General features: G+C 33.3%; 15 protein-coding genes. 4 read left to right on the top strand and 11 right to left on the bottom strand.

Features of this window, described 5'->3' with window-relative positions; genetic code table 11:
- Positions 1–230: 230 nt before the first annotated feature.
- Positions 231–1,085 (bottom strand): leucine-rich repeat domain-containing protein, encoded by an 855-nt coding sequence (locus ACM55F_RS10775; RefSeq protein ID WP_416853805.1) that lies wholly within the window; start codon positions 1,083–1,085, stop codon positions 231–233.
- 184 nt (positions 1,086–1,269) lie between these two features.
- Between ACM55F_RS10775 and ACM55F_RS10770 the strand changes: the two genes are divergently transcribed.
- A complete protein-coding gene (locus tag ACM55F_RS10770) occupies positions 1,270–1,752 on the top strand; it encodes a DUF1761 domain-containing protein (protein ID WP_416853803.1) in 483 nt (160 codons plus the stop codon).
- Between the two features lie 57 nt (positions 1,753–1,809).
- Here ACM55F_RS10770 and ACM55F_RS10765 read toward each other — a convergent pair whose 3' ends face one another.
- The gene (locus ACM55F_RS10765) at positions 1,810–2,088 is read right to left on the bottom strand and encodes a 4a-hydroxytetrahydrobiopterin dehydratase (RefSeq protein ID WP_416853802.1); all 279 of its coding nucleotides are present in this window, start codon (positions 2,086–2,088) and stop codon (positions 1,810–1,812) included.
- A gap of 97 nt (positions 2,089–2,185) precedes the next feature.
- Between ACM55F_RS10765 and ACM55F_RS10760 the strand changes: the two genes are divergently transcribed.
- On the top strand, positions 2,186–3,334 hold the full coding sequence (locus tag ACM55F_RS10760; RefSeq protein WP_416853801.1) for a GNAT family protein: 1,149 nt from the start codon (positions 2,186–2,188) through the stop codon (positions 3,332–3,334).
- On the opposite strand, the gene ACM55F_RS10755 is transcribed toward ACM55F_RS10760, so the two are convergent.
- Positions 3,327–4,217 (bottom strand): diacylglycerol/lipid kinase family protein, encoded by an 891-nt coding sequence (locus tag ACM55F_RS10755; protein WP_416853800.1) that lies wholly within the window; start codon positions 4,215–4,217, stop codon positions 3,327–3,329. The two genes, ACM55F_RS10760 and ACM55F_RS10755, sit on opposite strands and share 8 nt — an antisense overlap.
- 64 nt (positions 4,218–4,281) lie before the next feature.
- Here ACM55F_RS10755 and ACM55F_RS10750 point away from each other — a divergent pair, with 64 nt between their 5' ends.
- Complete coding sequence (locus tag ACM55F_RS10750; RefSeq protein ID WP_416853799.1) at positions 4,282–5,250, top strand: App1 family protein; 969 nt, start codon at positions 4,282–4,284, stop codon at positions 5,248–5,250.
- A 32-nt stretch (positions 5,251–5,282) separates the two neighbouring features.
- On the opposite strand, the gene ACM55F_RS10745 is transcribed toward ACM55F_RS10750, so the two are convergent.
- Positions 5,283–7,190, bottom strand: a complete 1,908-nt coding sequence (locus tag ACM55F_RS10745) for an ABC transporter ATP-binding protein (RefSeq protein ID WP_416853798.1) — start codon at positions 7,188–7,190, stop codon at positions 5,283–5,285.
- A 73-nt stretch (positions 7,191–7,263) separates the two neighbouring features.
- On the opposite strand from ACM55F_RS10745, the gene ACM55F_RS10740 reads away from it, so the two are divergent.
- Positions 7,264–7,647, top strand: a complete 384-nt coding sequence (locus ACM55F_RS10740) for a DUF983 domain-containing protein (RefSeq protein ID WP_416853797.1) — start codon at positions 7,264–7,266, stop codon at positions 7,645–7,647.
- 2 nt (positions 7,648–7,649) lie between these two features.
- On the opposite strand, the gene ACM55F_RS10735 is transcribed toward ACM55F_RS10740, so the two are convergent.
- The 7 genes from ACM55F_RS10735 to topA all read right to left on the bottom strand — a co-directional run bounded on the left by ACM55F_RS10735 (position 7,650) and on the right by topA (position 17,317).
- Positions 7,650–8,702 (bottom strand): NAD(P)/FAD-dependent oxidoreductase, encoded by a 1,053-nt coding sequence (locus tag ACM55F_RS10735; protein ID WP_416853796.1) that lies wholly within the window; start codon positions 8,700–8,702, stop codon positions 7,650–7,652.
- A gap of 102 nt (positions 8,703–8,804) precedes the next feature.
- Positions 8,805–9,695 carry a type IX secretion system ring subunit PorN/GldN gene (gene porN / locus ACM55F_RS10730; protein ID WP_416853808.1) on the bottom strand — a complete coding sequence of 297 codons (891 nt, stop codon included), beginning with the start codon at positions 9,693–9,695 and terminating at the stop codon, positions 8,805–8,807.
- Between the two features lie 47 nt (positions 9,696–9,742).
- Positions 9,743–11,293: a type IX secretion system motor protein PorM/GldM gene (gene porM, locus ACM55F_RS10725; RefSeq protein WP_416853795.1), complete on the bottom strand. Its 1,551-nt coding sequence runs from the start codon at positions 11,291–11,293 to the stop codon at positions 9,743–9,745.
- 45 nt (positions 11,294–11,338) lie between these two features.
- Positions 11,339–11,989: a type IX secretion system motor protein PorL/GldL gene (porL, locus tag ACM55F_RS10720; protein WP_416853794.1), complete on the bottom strand. Its 651-nt coding sequence runs from the start codon at positions 11,987–11,989 to the stop codon at positions 11,339–11,341.
- A 55-nt stretch (positions 11,990–12,044) separates the two neighbouring features.
- Positions 12,045–13,451 (bottom strand): T9SS ring complex lipoprotein PorK/GldK, encoded by a 1,407-nt coding sequence (gene porK, locus ACM55F_RS10715; protein WP_416853793.1) that lies wholly within the window; start codon positions 13,449–13,451, stop codon positions 12,045–12,047.
- A 127-nt stretch (positions 13,452–13,578) separates the two neighbouring features.
- A complete protein-coding gene (locus ACM55F_RS10710) occupies positions 13,579–14,730 on the bottom strand; it encodes a formimidoylglutamase (protein ID WP_416853791.1) in 1,152 nt (383 codons plus the stop codon).
- A 70-nt stretch (positions 14,731–14,800) separates the two neighbouring features.
- Positions 14,801–17,317, bottom strand: coding sequence for a type I DNA topoisomerase (gene topA / locus ACM55F_RS10705; RefSeq protein ID WP_416853790.1), 2,517 nt, complete (start codon positions 17,315–17,317; stop codon positions 14,801–14,803).
- Positions 17,318–17,687: the final 370 nt, after the last annotated feature.

Genomic DNA, 17,687 nt, shown 5'->3' with positions numbered 1-17,687 from the left:
TTCAGATTCCACTTCACAGTGGACACCCTTGCATTTAGCTAACACTTCCCACTGTAAAGGCGTGTTCGGGACTTGCACCCTAGAGTTACCGCCCATGCTGGGCACACTACAAAAAAACCTGTGAAGCAAAAAGCTTCACAGGTTTTTCTAACTAAACTTATTAAATTAACTTATTTAAAAAAAAACTAAACTCATTTTTTCAAGCATTAACCCCTTTTTTAATTAATGGATTAATCTTCCGAAACGATTGCTGAATTTCTATCGGTCGTTACATCCAATAAAATGGCAATTCCTTTATCATTTACCATCGTCATATTTAATGTATCCAAAGCAGCTAAATCTTTAGATACTAAACCATTAAACATGTTGTAAGAAATATTCATTTCTTTCAAGTTATTCAATTTTTCCAATTCCAATGGTACTTGACCTTTCATTTTATTATCAAACAAACTAAGATTTTCAAGAGAAGTCATGTTTATCACTTGACTGCTTAATTCTCCAGTAAGTTTATTACTGTTTAGAAGTAATGTTTTCATTGTTTTTATATCATAAATGGAACTCGGAATTTGTCCTGTAATTTCATTGTTGAATAATGATAAAACTTCTAATTGTTTTAAAGCGCCAATTTGCAAAGGCAACTGACCTGAAAGCGTATTCATATAAAGTTCTAAATCTTTTAAATTACTCAATTCACAAACAGAGGAAGGAATTGTTCCTGACAATTTATTGAACGAAAGGTTTAACAACTTCAAATCTTTTAAATTTCCGATAGAAGATGGAATCACTCCAGATATTTTATTTTTATGTAAATCTAACTCTTGAAGACTAACCAAATTGGCAATAGCAGTTGGAATTTCACCAACCAAATTGTTATTGTCTAAATTAATAGAAATTACTTTATCGTCTTGCAACTTAACACCATGCCAAGTAGAAATTGGTAATGCTAAATCCCATTTTACAATCCACTGATCTCCATTTGTAGATTGATACAGTTTCACCAACGCATCTTTCTCAGAATGAGACACATTTGCAAACATTGGAAATGAAAACAAAAGGGCTAAAAATAGAGTAGTTATATTTCTCATAACGTTTAGATTTATTTCTTTGATACACATAAAACTACATACTACAAAGCTAATCAGCAAATAAAATCGACGAAATACACTTTTTTATACTTTTTACAGAGTTATATCTTACAAGAATATTCAATTTTCTTAATTAAATATTAATTTATTAAATTTGATTCACTAATCTTTAAAACCAATTTTTATGGAAATCAATTTTCTAGCACTTTTTGTTGCTGCCTTGTCTACACTTGTAGTAGGATTTGTTTGGTACAATCCAAAAGTTTTTGGAACCATTTGGATGAAAGAATCCGGCCTGACCGAAGAAAAGCTGAAAGGAGGAAATATGCTTCTGCTATTTGGAGTATCCTTATTGTATGCTTTTTTCATAAGCTTTGTACTTCAGTACTTAACAATACATCAAACTGGGGCCATAGGAATGGTTGGAGGAGATCCAAGTATTGCAAAACCTTCGTACCTTTCTTTCATGGCCGATTATGGAACTGCATTTAGAACCTTCAAGCACGGCGCTCTACATGGTTTTATGACTGGATTATTTTTTGCATTACCTCTCATAGGAACTAATGCGCTTTATGAAAGAAGAAGCTATAAATATACTCTTGTCACTGGGGGCTTCTGGATAGTATGTCTGACGATTATGGGAGGAATTATTTGTACTTGGAAATAATCCTCTAAATAATTTGAAAAATTTTGCCTTGTAATGACAACAAGGCGAAATTTATTTTTATTGTAACTTTTCAATCGCTTTCGCTAATTCAATATCCTTATCCGTGACTCCTTCAGCATCATGAGTTGTCAACCGAATCGTTACTTTATTGTATACATTGAATAATTCCGGATGATGATTCCTTTTCTCTGCCATTACTCCTACTTGAACTATAAAACCTAAAGCATGAGTGAAATCTAAGAACGTAAACTTTTTCTCGATTCCGTCATTAATAAACGACCAGTCTTTTAACTCTTTTAATTCGGTTTGAATTGTATCTTCTGAATAGGCTTTCATAATTTCCTTTTTTATTTATATAAAGTTAGTTAATTTCGAAGCATAGAGAAATACTTTAACTTTATTAACTAATTTTGGTAAAATATTAAAATTCAATTTGAATACACCTTATTCTTTTAAAATTTACAATTCCACCGCTCAACTTCCAATAACGTGGAATGATTTAGCCGTTTCAACCATTTTTTTATCCAAAAAATATCTGGAAGTTTTAGAAAAATCATCTCCGGAAAATATGATTTGTCATTTCATTGGAATTTTCGAAAATGACACTTTAGTTGGCATTGCACTTTCCCAATTTTTAGATTTGAATAAATTAGAATCTTTTGGCGAGCGCGACAAATGCATCAAAACTGCTATCCGGAATTTTGTTTTCAGAAACTTTGGGTCTCATGTACTAGTCATTGGTAATAATATGCTCACTGGCCAAAATTCATATGCGTTATCCGACTCCATTAACAAAAAGAAAGCCTTACAAGCACTAAATGCTGCGACAGCAGATTTAAAAAAAACATTTAAAGCAAAAGGAAAAAAGATTCACATTACCACCTATAAAGATTTCAACAAAGAGGAAATTAATCATTTTGCCATTCCTGAATTCAAAAATGATTATCAGTTTTCTACGCAACCCAATATGATTTTTACAATTAATGTAAATTGGAAGTCAGAACAAGATTACATCGACTCTCTTTCAAAAAAATACAGAGATCAGTACAAAAGAGCCCGAAAAAAAGCGGATACCATTGAAAAAAGAAAATTACACCTCGAGGACATCATTGCTTTAGAAGATACTATTTATGATTTGTATATTCATGTAGCCAAAAATGCTCCTTTCAATACTTTTTTTCTACCGAAGAATCATTTTAGAACTTTTAAAGAAATCTTTAAAGACAAGTTCCTTTTTTACGGTTATTTTATAAATGAAAAACTAATTGGTTTCAACACTTTAATAAAAAATGGCGATGTGATGGACACGTATTTTCTGGGATATAACGAAAGTATTCAACGTGAAAAAATGTTGTATCTGAATATGCTATATGACATGATTGCCTATTCCATTAATAAAGGTTTCAAAGAAATTGTATTTGCCAGAACGGCTTTGGAAATCAAAAGTTCTGTTGGTGCCAAACCTGTAAAAATGTATGGATTTATAGCACATAGTAACCGAATTATTAATTCGTACATGCCAAAAATATTCAAATATTTAGAACCTGAAACGATTTGGCAAGAACGAAATCCATTTAAATAATTTCACTAATTGGATTGGGTATTGCAACTTTCATTTGTTTGGGTAAAATTTCGATATTCAGTTTCGTTTCTTTACCGCAATATTCACCATCAATTTGAAAACTAACAGGAATATTGGTTGTAACAAAGGCTTTATCCGTAGAAATTATCTCAACATCCTCGGAATCTATGGGCATATTCCCAGAAATAATTTTCCCAAGGACTACCAAATCCAAATTTTTTAAAATAACTAATTCAAACTTCCCGTCGTCCATCACACCATTTGGATTTATGGAAACTCCAGTGCCGTATTTTTGGGAATTGGCTATGACAATCATTCTTGCCTCACATTCTATAGTTGGAAAATTACCCGTAATCGTCGCAATAAATGGATCATCTAAATCAATCAAAGTGGTTACCGTCTGTAAAGCATACCCCCATTTCCCACGAATGCTACTATTTTCGTAGTTCTTAATCATTTCTGCATTTACACCCAAATCACTTAAATGGACACTTTTCTTTCCGTTAATGGAAATCATATCTATTTCCATATAATCATTACGAAAAGCGATTTCTAAATTTTCTTCAATTGTTGGTGGCAAATTTAAATCTACTGCTAAACCATTAGCAGAACCCGCCGGCAAAATTCCAATAATAACATCATGCGTTTCCATGGCTTCAGCAACCATTTTTATAGTTCCGTCACCTCCGATTACAATAATCCGTTTTGGCTTATATGTTGTATAAAGTACTTTTATGTTTTCAATATCAGAGGCGCCGGAAGTATTATAAATTACAAGATTCAAATTTTCTTTTTCAGCAAAAACAGTCGCAGCGTCAATAAGCTCTGATTTATCAACATCACCAGAAATAGGATTTACGACCAACATGATATTCTTTTTCAAACTTTTTCTTCTTTTATTGATTAAAAACCATTAAATTCAACATCTATCAAAAGTAATACAATATATGAAACCAATTTTAAAATTATATAGAGGCTATGCTAATGAACAAGAATTAATTGTCATGGGGCATGTTTTCAAACCAACATCGATTGAAGAATATAATTTTCAAAAAAAGAATCTAAAAAATGCAACTTCTGTTATTAAAATGTTTCAAATAAAAACAGAGGCAAACGCTGATGTATATTTGAAGCACAATAATTCCAAAATTCATACCAAAACACTAATCGATGGTTATTTTAAATTTTGTGTCCCATTAGACCAAGACACTAATTACGGTTGGATTAATTATGAAGTAAGTATTGTTTATCAAAACGAAACTATTACTACTGGAGAGAGTTACATTCGACCACACAAAGGAAATTTAGGAATAATATCCGATATTGATGATACTTTTTTAGTTTCTCACACGCTTAATCCTTTGAAAAAATTATATGTTTTGTTGTTTAAAAACGTAAACAAGAGAAAAATCTATGAAGATGTTGTGACGCATTATCAGGCGTTAAGCACCGCAGGAAGGGAAAATAAAGAGGAATTCAATGCATTTTTTTATGTTTCCAGCAGCGAATGGAATCTATATCGATTCATTACTAATTTTACTGAGATCCATAAACTGCCAAAAGCTGTTTTATTATTGAAAGATATTAAAACGAGCCTGACTGATTTTTTCTTGACAGGCAGAGGCAATCACAATCATAAATTTGACAAAATAAAACACATTTTAGAATTTTATCCCAATTTAGAATATGTGCTTCTTGGAGATGATTCGCAACATGATCCGTTTTTATACGAGGCAATTTGTAAAATTTTCCCAGTAACCGTAAAAGCCGTTTACATCCGACAAACCGGAACAGCCAAAAAGGAAAAAGTAATAGCTATTTTAAAAAATTTAGAAACCCTTAAAGTTTCTGTTTGTTATTTCAAAAATAGCAGCGAAGCCATTGCACACTCAAAATCACTTGGGATCATTGTATAAAAAAGAGCCCCAAATCAGAACTCTCATTTTTTTTATAAATTGTCTATCTCCTCCTGAACTATCTCCCAATCCAACAACAGTTTATCTAACTCTGCTTTTTTCTTATTGTAAGCCGTAAAAAATTTAGCATCTTCTATATGCTTATCGTAATTAGAAGCAAGCATTTTATCATCTTGTTGAATATCTCTTTCTAATTGCTTTATTTGACTTTCTACTTTACTCAATTTGTTTTGCAAGGCTTTCCCTTTCTTTTGATCTTCATAAGAAGCTTTGTTACTCTCTTTAGGCGCTGCTGCTTTTTGGGCATCTTTTTTCTCAACTTCCCGCATATTCTCCATATTGCGTTGCTCTAAGAAATAGTTAATATCCCCTAAATATTCTTTTATTTTTTGGTCTTTGAATTCATAAACCAAATTGGACATTCCTTGCAAGAAATCTCTATCGTGAGAAACTAGCAATAAAGTACCTCCAAATTTTTGAAGTGCGGCTTTCAAAACATTCTTAGATTTGATATCCAAGTGATTCGTAGGTTCATCCATCAGTAAAACATTGATGGGTTGTAATAACAATTTACACAACGCCAAACGGTTTCTTTCGCCTCCAGAAAGGACTTTTACCTTTTTCTCTACATCGTCACCACGAAACAAGAAAGAACCTAGCATATCGCGTACTTTCATTCGGTTGGTGTCCGCTGCCGCATCTTCCATCGTTTGAAGCAAAGTAATTTCACCATCCAGATATTCAGCCTGATTTTGGGCAAAATATCCCAATTGCACATTATGACCTAACTTGATATTTCCTTTATATTCGAATTCATCAACAATCGCTTTAATGAAAGTCGATTTTCCTTGTCCGTTTTGTCCAACAAATGCGATTTTGCTTCCGCGCTCCACTAACAAATTGATATCTTTTAAAATCGTCTTATCACCGTAACTTTTGGTAACATTTTCAGCTTCAATCACCACTCTACCCGGTTCTTTTGAAACTGGAAAAGTAATATTCATCACCGAATTATCATCTTCATCAACTTCGATACGTTCTACTTTATCTAATTTTTTGATTAATGACTGTGCCATCGAAGCTTTAGAAGCTTTGGCTCGGAATTTCTCGATTAATTTTTCTGTTTCTTCAATTTTTTTGGCTTGATTTTTTTGCGTTGCCAATTGCTTTTCACGAATTTCATGACGCAATTCTAAATATTGAGAATATGGTTTATTGAAATCATATGCTTTACCAAGGGAAATTTCGATAGTCCTGTTTGTTACGTTATCCAAAAACATTTTATCGTGCGAAACAATCACAACAACTCCTGGATAATTACGCAAGAAACTTTCTAACCAAATGATACTTTCTATATCCAAGTGATTCGTAGGTTCATCCAGCAACAAAACATCATTAGCCTGCAATAATAATTTGGCTAATTCAATACGCATTCTCCATCCTCCGGAGAAAGTCTCGGTTTGATTATCGAATACATCTCTTTTAAATCCTAAACCAAGTAAAATCTTCTCTGTATCACCCACATAATTATAACCGCCCAATAATTCAAAACGGTGTGTATAATCGGATAAGTCTTCTATGATTTGGCTGTATTCATCACTTTCATAATCAGTTCTTGTAACTAACAAGTGATTAATCTCTTCGAGCTTTTTCTCTACAATTTTAATCTCTGTAAAAGCTTCGTATGCTTCTTCCAGAACTGTTCTTCCTTGTTCAAAATCAATATCCTGACGCAAGAATCCCATACGAAGATCTTTCTCTTGAGAAATAACTCCTGAATCAGGAGCAAAATCTTTTGCCAACATTTTAAGCATTGTCGATTTCCCAGCCCCGTTCTTCCCAACAAGACCCACACGGTCTCCGGCACCCAATCGAAAGGTAACTTCTTCAAATAAATAAGTACCACCAAACGAAACGGATAAATTGTGTATATTAAGCATGTATTGTTATTTTATTCCTTTTCGAATGCGTAAATTTGTAACTCTAAAAAAGGAAAAATTAAATTTTTTGCAAATGTTAAAAAAAGGATCCAAATTATATAGCATTTTAACAGGAACTTGTCCTAAATGTCAGAATGAGAGTATGTATTTGGATAAAAATCCGTTGCATTTCAATAAAATTTTAAAAATGCATGAAAATTGCAGTCATTGTGGTTTAAAATATCAAATCGAACCATCATTCTTTTATGGCGCTATGTATGTAAGTTATGGTTTGAATGTTGCAGTTGGAATTGCAGCCTTTATAATATCTTTTTTGATATTTAGCTCCAGTCTAAAAGTTGCTTTCATTTCAATAATTGCCTCACTTATTGCATCATTCCCATTTGTATTGCGATTATCAAGAAACATATACATCAATATGTTTGTTTCATATGATCAAAAAACAAATCTAAAATAGTATTATTGCTGCCCTTTAGGTAGAAATCGATTGATATCAATTGCTGCATTTAAAGGAATTTTATTTTCTATATTGTCCAATAAGGCTTTGGCCATTGCTGGTCCTAGCATTACTCCCCTTGTACCCAAACCATTGAGAATATGTATTGATTTATAATTTTGATGTGTTCCTACTAAAGGTCTTCTGTCTTTTACGGTAGGTCGAACGCCGGCAAAATGCTCAACAATTTCAAAATTACACATAATAATTTCTTTTATTCTTTCAATTAATTCTATTTTTCCTTCCTCTGTAGGCAAGTCAGTCTTATTTTTCCAATTATAAGTTGCGCCAACTTTAAATAAATCATTACCAAGAGGTAAAATAAACACACTGGTATTTACGATTACGTCCAAATCTAATTCCGGTGCTTTTATGATAAAAAGCTCTCCTTTTGTTCCGTCTAATGGCAGATGTTTAAAATAGGGATTTGCATGCATACCAAAACCTTCTGCAAAAATAATATGTCTAGCTTTTATATCTTTATAATGAATGCAATCAGATTCAACTTGCAAAGCATCGTAATCGAATGATTCTTCTTGAAATAAATTATTTTGTTTCAGATAGTCCCTGTACTTATTTAATAACAAAGCCGTGTCCACATAACCCGTTTGTAAAACTTCGCCATAACCGTAAGGGGAATCTATTCCTACATACTTTTTGAAAATTAATTGTGTAGATAAAAAAGGAGCTAGAGCTAATTTATCAGAAGCAGCAAACCAATTATTTTGTTCTTCGACAGAGAAAAATTTTCTCAAAATGGGTGTTTTAAAATCTATTTTACATTTTAGTTTCTCTTCTAAAAAAGTATAAAATTCATTCATCAACACCAATTGCTCTTGAGCTTGCCACACTTCACTAAAGCGTTTTAAAATAACAGGATTATATAAACCGCCAGCAATTTTGGATGAATTTTGAGAATTATTATCCAAAACTAAAATCGACTTGTCGCTTCGCAAAGCTAACTCTGCAAATGAAATACCCGCTAAACCAGAACCTACTATTAAATAATCAATCATTTTAAAAACATCTTTTTAAACTAAATACAAAGTAAACACATTAAAATAAAAAAACTCTTACCATCACAGTAAGAGTTTATCATTATATTTTTAGAATTGAAATTAATAATTCCACATATCTTGTTCGAAATTACGGATTTTTTCTTTCACCCTTTCTGATTCTAACAATTGATTTTGAGCATTATCTTTCATATATTCATCAATAGCTCTATCGCCGTAAACATTTTCTTCTTTGTAAATAACACTATTGAAACGTCTTGAATTTAATATTTGATCAAATGAAACTGGCATCGCAGAATTTTTATCATTGAAAGCCTTTGCTTCATGCAAAACTTCCCTTGCTGCTGGAAAAAACACCCAAAACAACTCTATATAATCCTTTTCGTCACTATTCATTGTAAACACGTCTGGTGTCATAGGACAAATACCTAGTAAACGATACTTCAATTCACTTTGACGTTTGTCAAAATACCAATACCCCTTAATTTTATACTTCGATACATCTTGTGCTGTAAGATCTTGTTTTAAGATATACTCAGGCGATATTTGAGCACCTGCGTTAATTTGTTCTCTACCTGCATCAGTAGTATCAATACGGCTCAATGAACCTTGAATATCTTCTATAGATTTTTTGGTATTAAAATAACTATCCGTATATACTTCAGTAATCTTACCATTTTTTATTGCTTTAGTCAAAACATCATACAAGGATCTTCTATCCGAGCCAATATTTGCTGTGTCAATTGGAAAATACAATGCAAAATTTATCTTTTCACTTAAATCGATTATTTCCCAAGTAGTTTTCCCCATTAAAACATCTCTGTCGTGTACATAACCATAAACTAATGGTTTGTCATTATCAGAAATCAGCTGTGCAGCAGTCTTAAGCCCAATTTGGTCTGGTGTTTTAGCATTCAGTAAATTAGATTGTGCTATAGATGTAAAACTCCACATTGCAGAGACAATAACTATTAAAAAATTTCTTACATTCATCATGGTATCATAATAAGATATTGAAGTAGGCTTTGTCTAAAACTTACTTATTGTGTTATTTCAAAAATTACTGGAGCTGTTCTTGGCAATAAATAACTACCGGCACCAACAAGTTTTGTTTTAATTTCAGAAATGGTAACTTGGTCACCTCTAACTGCTTTAGAAAGAACAGCATTACACTGCGCATTCAATTTATTCCCTTGAACTACAACGGTAGGTTGACCTGTTACTTTCAAGTTAAAGCCAACTACATTCAAACCAACTTCAAAATCAAAATCAACTAATTTAGCTCCAATTGTAGCAATTTGTAAATTTGATTTAGGTCCTTTTACCACGCCCATCTCTCCTCTAATAGTTCCTGTAGGACCTGGAATACCTTTTATTCTAAAGGTTTTCTTATCAGAAACTTTAGAACCATCAGGAAGTGTACCTGTAACATTAATAGCTACTTCAGAACCTCCACCCGGACTCATATTGTATTTACCACCACCAGCAGAACTTAATCCTGGAGCAGAGGCTGTAACTTTATCAGCAGTAACACCAGCAAAAGAAATCGTCATAGGATTTACAACCCCTCTATAAACTACATTCATTTTATCAGCAGAAATTGTAGCAGATTTTGGTCTGGCAACAACAACATATTTGTCTTTGATAGGTAAACTAACTACTTTCCCATTTTCATCGAAATTAAAAGAGCCTCCAATTGCATGCTCTCCTATATTGCCAGCTCCAAAAGAAAATTTAGCCTGACCAGCTTGAGCTTGTACACTAGATCCATTAACAATAACTGATTTTGCCTTTAATGAAGGGTCAAATTTTCCTAAAATAATTTTACCTGTTACTGCCTCCCCTTGAAAGAAAACAGATTTATCAAGAACAACAATCGGTTGATAAGCAGTAAGTGATGCTGCAGCAACTAAATCAGATTGAAACATTCCAGTCATTACATCACTTTCTGTTGTCTTGATATCCGCTTGTAATTGAGACAATTTAGTAATTGTTGCAATAAGTGGAAATCCCTTATAATTATAATCAATCCAAGGTAATTTTGCTCCTGCTTTTTCAGAATAAACTGGATTAGTGGCAAATCTAGCCTCGATTTTTTTCATTTCTGAATCAGCAATTGAACTACCGCCAATTTGTTTGATTTGAGTTGAAAAATTATTAATCTTATCTAAAAACTCTTGTCCTTCCTTAGAAACTCTATCACCCGTAAAGAACTTTCTGTCAATCAAGTCGCCTTTATCCATTTGCTCATATGGCAAATTACCTTCTGCGTCTCTTACAAATTTGCTGGTAACAGTTGTTTTGATATTTTCTAAATAATCAGTAAAATCTTTAGACAAAGCTCTGATTTTTTCAACTTTTGCTTTTTTATCACCAAATTGACCTGGCTGATCCACCGCTTTTTGTGCTAGTTGTTGAAATGAGCTTTCATTTCTAGTGTCAGTTATAGAGTTAGACTCTACAATTTTATTATTTAAAATTCCAAAAGCTGACAATACTTCTTTGGACATATTTAAAGCTAACATTGCGATAAAAACCAAGTACATTAGGTTTATCATCTTCTGTCTAGGGGTTAGTTTTCCTCCTGCCATATTTTCTACTAATTAGTTTGTTGTTTTTATATCGTTTGAAACTAATTATCCTTTATTGTTCATTGCAGAAAGCATTCCTCCGTAAACACTGTTAAGTGAAGACAAATTAGATGTCAAAGACTGCATTTGGTCTTTTAATTTTAAGTTATTCTCAGCAACTTCTTCATTAATCTGTGCATTTCTTGAAGCGCTTTGTAATTGTATTTTATATAAACTATTCAAAGATTCCATTTGGGCTGCTGCCAAAGTCAACTCTTCGCTATATTTTTTAGTTGAAGCAATTGAATCTACAGTTGGTGCAATCCCTTTTGCAGCTGATTCGAAATTTTTTATACTACTTCCTAAACTTGCCATTAATTCACCATCGATTTTAGCGTCTTTTAACATTGCATCAAGTTTTTGAGACAATAAACCTTGAGCATCAGAAGGAGTTTCCACTTTGGCCTTTCTCTCTCCAGTAGATTTACCATTAGCTAATTCTGGATAAACCAATGTCCAATCTAAATCATCATCAACTGGTTCAAAAGCAGAAAGAGCAAAAATAGCTGCCTCGACTACAAGACCTATTGTAAGCATTAAATTTCCTGTTATAAACCCAAATTCAATATGAGTAATTTTGAATAAAGCTCCAATAATTACAACAGCCGCTCCCATACCGTAAGCGAAATTCATCTGTTTTTTACCTAATAATGCCATAATATCTGTTTTTTGGGGTTAGTTATTTAAAGATTTGGTTTCTTTTGTTTATTTATTATCTACCTCTTTTGTTATTTCCAGTTGTCTGTAATCCCATATAGTCTTGAACGGTTCTAAAACCAATAAAACTTCTTGCAGAATCCGCATATTCAAAATCTCTTGTGCTCACTTGTAGGAAATAAGCAACATCTTTCCAAGAACCTCCACGAACCACTTTGCGTTTATTCGAAGCATCCAGAACATTAGGATTCATTGAAGATACATATTCGTATGCATTTGGGTCGTATGACGAATCCGTCCACTCAGAAACATTTCCCGCCATGTTATAAAGATTGTAGCCGTTTGGCTCGTAGGATTTTGCTTCCACGGTATATAGTGCTTCATCCGCTGCATAATCACCTCTGTTCGGTTTAAAGTTAGCAAGAAAGCAACCTCTATCATTTTTAGTATAAGGTCCTCCCCAAGGATATGTTGCAGACTGCAAACCTCCTCTAGCCGAATATTCCCATTCTGCTTCTGTTGGTAATCTAAAAGAATTTATTAAGTCATGACCTTTCTTTTTAGATTTTATGTAGGTATTTTTATTTAGTGTTCTCCAAGCACAAAAAGCTTTAGCTTGAGTCCATTTCACACCTACAACAGGATAATCACCATATGCTTTGTGCCAAAAATAATCATTATGCATTGGCTCATTATACGAATAAGCAAAATCTTTAATCCAAACAGTTGTGTCAGGATATACATTTACTTCTTCTGTTTTAATGAAATCTTTTCTCTTCCCTACCTTAGCTTTCGCCGCAGCTTGAATATCCATCCAAGAATAACGGAATTTTAATTTATTTACATCTATTGTACGTAATCCATTATACGAAGCTTCTAAAGGCAAGTACATGGAATCCATAACCTCAGTGTAATACTCATCGGGATACAATTTAGTATCTTTGATTAATTTTACTTTTTTATTAAGTTTTCTACCAGCATAAGGATCGTCAGCAGTACCTACACTATAATAATTATCATACATATATTTATCATACGCAGTCATCTTCTCTGGATCTGAATCATTAAAAGCAAAATCAGCTATACTTCCAGCATTTTTACCCTTAGCATCTCCAGCACCAGCTGTTTGTCCACTTTCATCTGCAAGAATAGCCAAACGAACTCTCATTGTAGAGTCTTTTACCCATTCTACAAATTGTCGATATTCACTATTGGTAATTTCTGTTTCATCCATGTAAAATGAACGAACAGTAACAGTCTTTGTAGGAGCATCTTCAACATCCGCCAAGTCATCATCTGATTTACCCATAATATAAGCACCACCTGGAACTAATGTCATTCCATAAGGTTTCTCAGGATGCCATTTACCTCCGTTAATACCTACTAATTCTCCTTTGTCGCTTGATTTACCACAGCCAATTAACAGGGTCAAAATTGCCGTAAATGCAATGAACTTCTTCATATAAATTTGGTTATCTATTCATTATTTTTAAGTATGTAAACCTATTTATTATTTTTTAGAAAAACAATTTTTTTGCACTAAACAGTGTGTTTTTTATAAAAAAATAATAAATAAGCATAAAAAGATTCTATATGATGTTTTTCCTTTGTGCTTTCCACCATCTTTCAGGTAATTCTTGATTGCATGCCAATAAATATTCATCGTAGGAACATGGTAATAACGTATTTCTTTTTAATTTATTATTAACATTTGAAATAAATGGTATTTCTATCCACCACCTGTCCGTTTTATCGCTTTTATAAAAAACAAGCTCCTCTTCTTCCAACGGAACAATATATTTCAAATAATTCTCCTTGCTACCAAACGGATACTCATTAGAACGATAATGAAACCCTTCTATAAAATACCAAATAATCTGTGCTATGATGACAGATTCTTGTGCCGAATTATTATGGTTGAATATCCCAAATGACGACACTTTATCACTTATTCCTGCATATCGTGACAAAGAACAAATTTCTTTTCCATTAAAACCATTAGGCGCAAATGAAACAAAATTCCCTGAATCAGATGACTTAATTGAATTCAAATCTATACTCACTAAATCAGCATCTCTAAAAACTGGTTCAGCAAGAGCAATATTATTCGAAATCTCACCCAATCTATAGCCATCAAAAAATAATTTTTCGATTAAATCTATTTCTTCCTGCGAATTGAAATACGTTTGATACCCAATATTACAATAGTTAAAAAGATTATTAGGTTCGTCTACAATTATTTTTGTCAAATAAGAAGAAGCTGAAACGGCTTCTTCATCCTTACCAAAATCAAATTTATTATCAATAGAAACTAAATTGACCATTTGTTCTAAATCATCATAGGCTCTGTAAAGGGAATACGTCAAATCTTGAGAACCACCAATAACTATAGGAGTAATCCTTTTCTTGACTAGACTTGCAACAACTTTTTTTAATGCAAAATAAGTATCCTCAACAGAATTCCCGGCAAGAATATCACCTAAATCAGCAATTGAAGCATCCCAGTTTCCCGGAAACAATCCATATAACTCTTTTCTGAGCGGCATTAAATCAACGTCCGAAACAGCTTTTTCATCTCCTCGATTTTCTAAAACGCCTATTACAGCAATTTTTATCTTATTTAAATCCGGAAATTGTTTTTCTGTATGCAACACAATTTTACTTCCTAATTGCTGAGAAGTCAATCCGTTTATATAACTAAGGATTTCATCATCTACGGGTTTCAGAAAATCAAATTCCATTTTATTTCTTTTTTTTCCTCTCCCCAACCCTCTCCGAGGAGAGGGAGAAGAGACCGGAATGCATTAATACTTATTTCTTTTTAACCGCAGGTTTCTTAGCTACGGCTTTCTTCGCAGGTGTTTTTTTAGCTGCTACTTTTTTAGCCGGTGTTTTCTTGGCAATCATTTCTTGAACTTCTGCTAATGTCAATTTTGTAGCATCAACATCTTTACTTAATTCAATTTTGATTTTACCTTTGGTTATGACCGAACGTCCCCAACGGGCTTTTTCAACTAAAATTCCTTCCTCTTCCCAGTTATGCAAAACCTTATCAATATTTTTCTGCAATTTATCCTCAATCAATTCTTCAACCTCTGATTGTGACAAATTATCAAAATTGTATTTCTTGCTTACATTTATAAACAAACCGTTCCATTTGATAAACGGACCAAAACGACCCACACCTTTTTGAACACCTTCTCCTTTATAAACTGCAATTGGCGCATCAGCTACTGCTTTTTCGTCAATTAATTCTTTCGCTCTTTCGAAATCTACATCCAAAGGATTTTCACCTTTTGGCAAAGAAACAAAAGCTGCACCATGACGAATATAAGGTCCAAAACGACCATTACTCACTTCAACTTCCTCGTCTTTATACTGTCCAAGATTTTTTGGCAACAAAAATAAATTTAAAGTTTCCTCTAAAGTAATATTTCCAATATTTTGATCTGCCATTAAACTGGCAAACTTTTTCTCTTCATCATCTGCAGCTCCAATTTGAGCCATTGGTCCAAATTTCCCTAAACGCACCGAAACTGGTTTCCCCGTTTTTGGATCTGTCCCTAAAATTCTTTCGCCACTTTCTCTATCCGCATTGGCTTCAACATCTTTTACCGTTGGATGAAATTTATCGTAGAACTCTTGCATCATTTTTGTCCACTCGATATTTCCTTCTGCAATTTCATCAAAATCCTGTTCCACTTTTGCAGTGAAATTATAATCGAGAATATTCCCGAAATTCTTAACCAAGAAATCCGTAACAATAGTTCCAATATCTGTCGGAACTAATTTTCCTTTATCGGAACCTGTATTTTCTTTCAGTAACTTCTCCCCTACTTTTCCAGATTGTAAAGTCAATTGTGTATAATTACGTTCTTGTCCGTCAAGATTTCCTTTCTCAACATAATTTCTGTTGATAATCGTAGAAATTGTTGGTGCATAAGTAGAAGGACGACCTATTCCTAATTCTTCTAATTTTTTCACCAAAGAAGCTTCGGTATATCTTGCAGCAGCACGAGAATATCTCTCGGTTGCAGTGATGTAATTATTTTGTAATTTCTCATTGACTTTCATCGCAGGAAGCATTCCTTCTTGTTCTTCTTCATCGTCATCATGACCTTCCAAATACACTTTCAAGAAACCTTCAAAAAGTAAAACTTCTCCAGATGCAGTAAATATCTCGCCATGATTGTTCGCTTCAATTTTTACGTTAGTACGCTCCAATTGTGCGTCACTCATTTGCGAAGCCAACGTTCTTTTCCAAATCAAATCATACAAACGAGCTTGATCTCTATCAATATTTACCGTGTGACGTGACATATCCGTTGGACGAATTGCTTCGTGTGCTTCTTGTGCACCTTTGCTTTTATTAACAAACGTTCGAGGTTTAGAGAATTCTTTTCCATAGGATTTGATGATTTCAGCCTCAGCAGCTTCCATCGCATCTTTGGATAAGTTCACACTATCCGTTCTCATATAGGTGATAAGTCCGGCTTCGTACAAACGCTGTGCGAGTTGCATGGTAATTCCAACAGGCAAATACAATTTACGAGCCGCTTCTTGTTGTAAAGTCGAAGTCGTAAATGGACCAGTTGGTGATTTTTTGGTAGGCTTGGTTTCTAAATCGGCTACCTTATATGTAGAACCTATATTTTTATTTAAAAAATCTTCGGCTTCTTTTTTAGTATTGAAATTTTTAGACAGTTTGGCTTTGAATGTTTTTCCGGATTCATTGGTAAATTCGGCCACAACAGAATACGTAGCAACAGCTTTGAAATTTTGAATTTCTCTTTCACGTTCTACAATCAATCGAACAGATACCGATTGTACACGACCCGCAGAAAGTCCTCCTTTTATTTTTCTCCAAAGTACAGGTGATAATTCATAACCAACTAATCTGTCCAAAACACGACGGGCTTGTTGTGCATTGACTAAATTATAATCGATTTCTCGTGGATTATCAATCGCTTTTAGAATCGCAGTTTTAGTGATTTCGTGAAAAACAATTCGCTTGGTTTTGGTTTTGTCTAATTTCAATTCTTCGGCTAAATGCCAAGAAATAGCCTCACCCTCGCGATCCTCATCACTTGCTAACCAAACCATTTCAGCTTTTTTTGCTAATCCTTTTAATTTGGTAACCAATGCTTTTTTATCGGCAGAAACTTCGTATTTGGGTTTGAAACCATTTTCTACATCTACACCAATTTCTTTGGAAGGTAAGTCAGCAATATGTCCGTAACTGGACTCTACTTGAAAATCACTTCCTAGAAATTTCTCGATTGTTTTTGCCTTTGCAGGGGACTCAACTATAACTAAATTCTTTGCCATTGCTCTATTTTTCTGGGACAAAAGTATCTAATTTTTTTAAATATTGGGCTTTAGATTTTATTTTTGAATTATTTCATAATCATTAATAGGTAAGTTATTGCCATACTCGACTGTTTTTTAGCCCCGATTGCAGTGAAAAGCCCGGAGCAAAAAAGTAAAAGTTTCTTGTTCTAAAAAAGTGACTAACAGAAGCTCTTTTTAGAACAAGAAACTTTTACTTTTTTGTGAGTCCCGAAGGGTCGGGATTGTAACGGAAAGCGGGACACGAGCGAAGCGAACTGACGAAGTAAATAGCTCCCCAGAAACAATGCCTTAAAATAGTGTTAATTCTTCGGCTGACATCTTGTCATATTTATTTCAATTGCGTTAT

Source organism: Flavobacterium melibiosi, from assembly GCF_048158545.1.
Taxonomy (GTDB): Bacteria; Bacteroidota; Bacteroidia; order Flavobacteriales; family Flavobacteriaceae; genus Flavobacterium; species Flavobacterium melibiosi.
This window is presented reverse-complemented; position numbering and strand designations above follow the sequence as displayed.

Coding starts and splice junctions, on each gene's coding strand:
- ACM55F_RS10775 (WP_416853805.1), bottom strand. CDS start 1,085: ATGAGAAATATAACTACTCTATTTTTAGCCCTTTTGTTTTCATTTCCA.
- ACM55F_RS10770 (WP_416853803.1), top strand. CDS start 1,270: ATGGAAATCAATTTTCTAGCACTTTTTGTTGCTGCCTTGTCTACACTT.
- ACM55F_RS10765 (WP_416853802.1), bottom strand. CDS start 2,088: ATGAAAGCCTATTCAGAAGATACAATTCAAACCGAATTAAAAGAGTTA.
- ACM55F_RS10750 (WP_416853799.1), top strand. CDS start 4,282: ATGAAACCAATTTTAAAATTATATAGAGGCTATGCTAATGAACAAGAA.
- ACM55F_RS10745 (WP_416853798.1), bottom strand. CDS start 7,190: ATGCTTAATATACACAATTTATCCGTTTCGTTTGGTGGTACTTATTTA.
- ACM55F_RS10740 (WP_416853797.1), top strand. CDS start 7,264: ATGTTAAAAAAAGGATCCAAATTATATAGCATTTTAACAGGAACTTGT.
- ACM55F_RS10735 (WP_416853796.1), bottom strand. CDS start 8,702: ATGATTGATTATTTAATAGTAGGTTCTGGTTTAGCGGGTATTTCATTT.
- porN (WP_416853808.1), bottom strand. CDS start 9,695: ATGAATGTAAGAAATTTTTTAATAGTTATTGTCTCTGCAATGTGGAGT.
- porM (WP_416853795.1), bottom strand. CDS start 11,293: ATGGCAGGAGGAAAACTAACCCCTAGACAGAAGATGATAAACCTAATG.
- porL (WP_416853794.1), bottom strand. CDS start 11,989: ATGGCATTATTAGGTAAAAAACAGATGAATTTCGCTTACGGTATGGGA.
- porK (WP_416853793.1), bottom strand. CDS start 13,451: ATGAAGAAGTTCATTGCATTTACGGCAATTTTGACCCTGTTAATTGGC.
- ACM55F_RS10710 (WP_416853791.1), bottom strand. CDS start 14,730: ATGGAATTTGATTTTCTGAAACCCGTAGATGATGAAATCCTTAGTTAT.
- topA (WP_416853790.1), bottom strand. CDS start 17,317: ATGGCAAAGAATTTAGTTATAGTTGAGTCCCCTGCAAAGGCAAAAACA.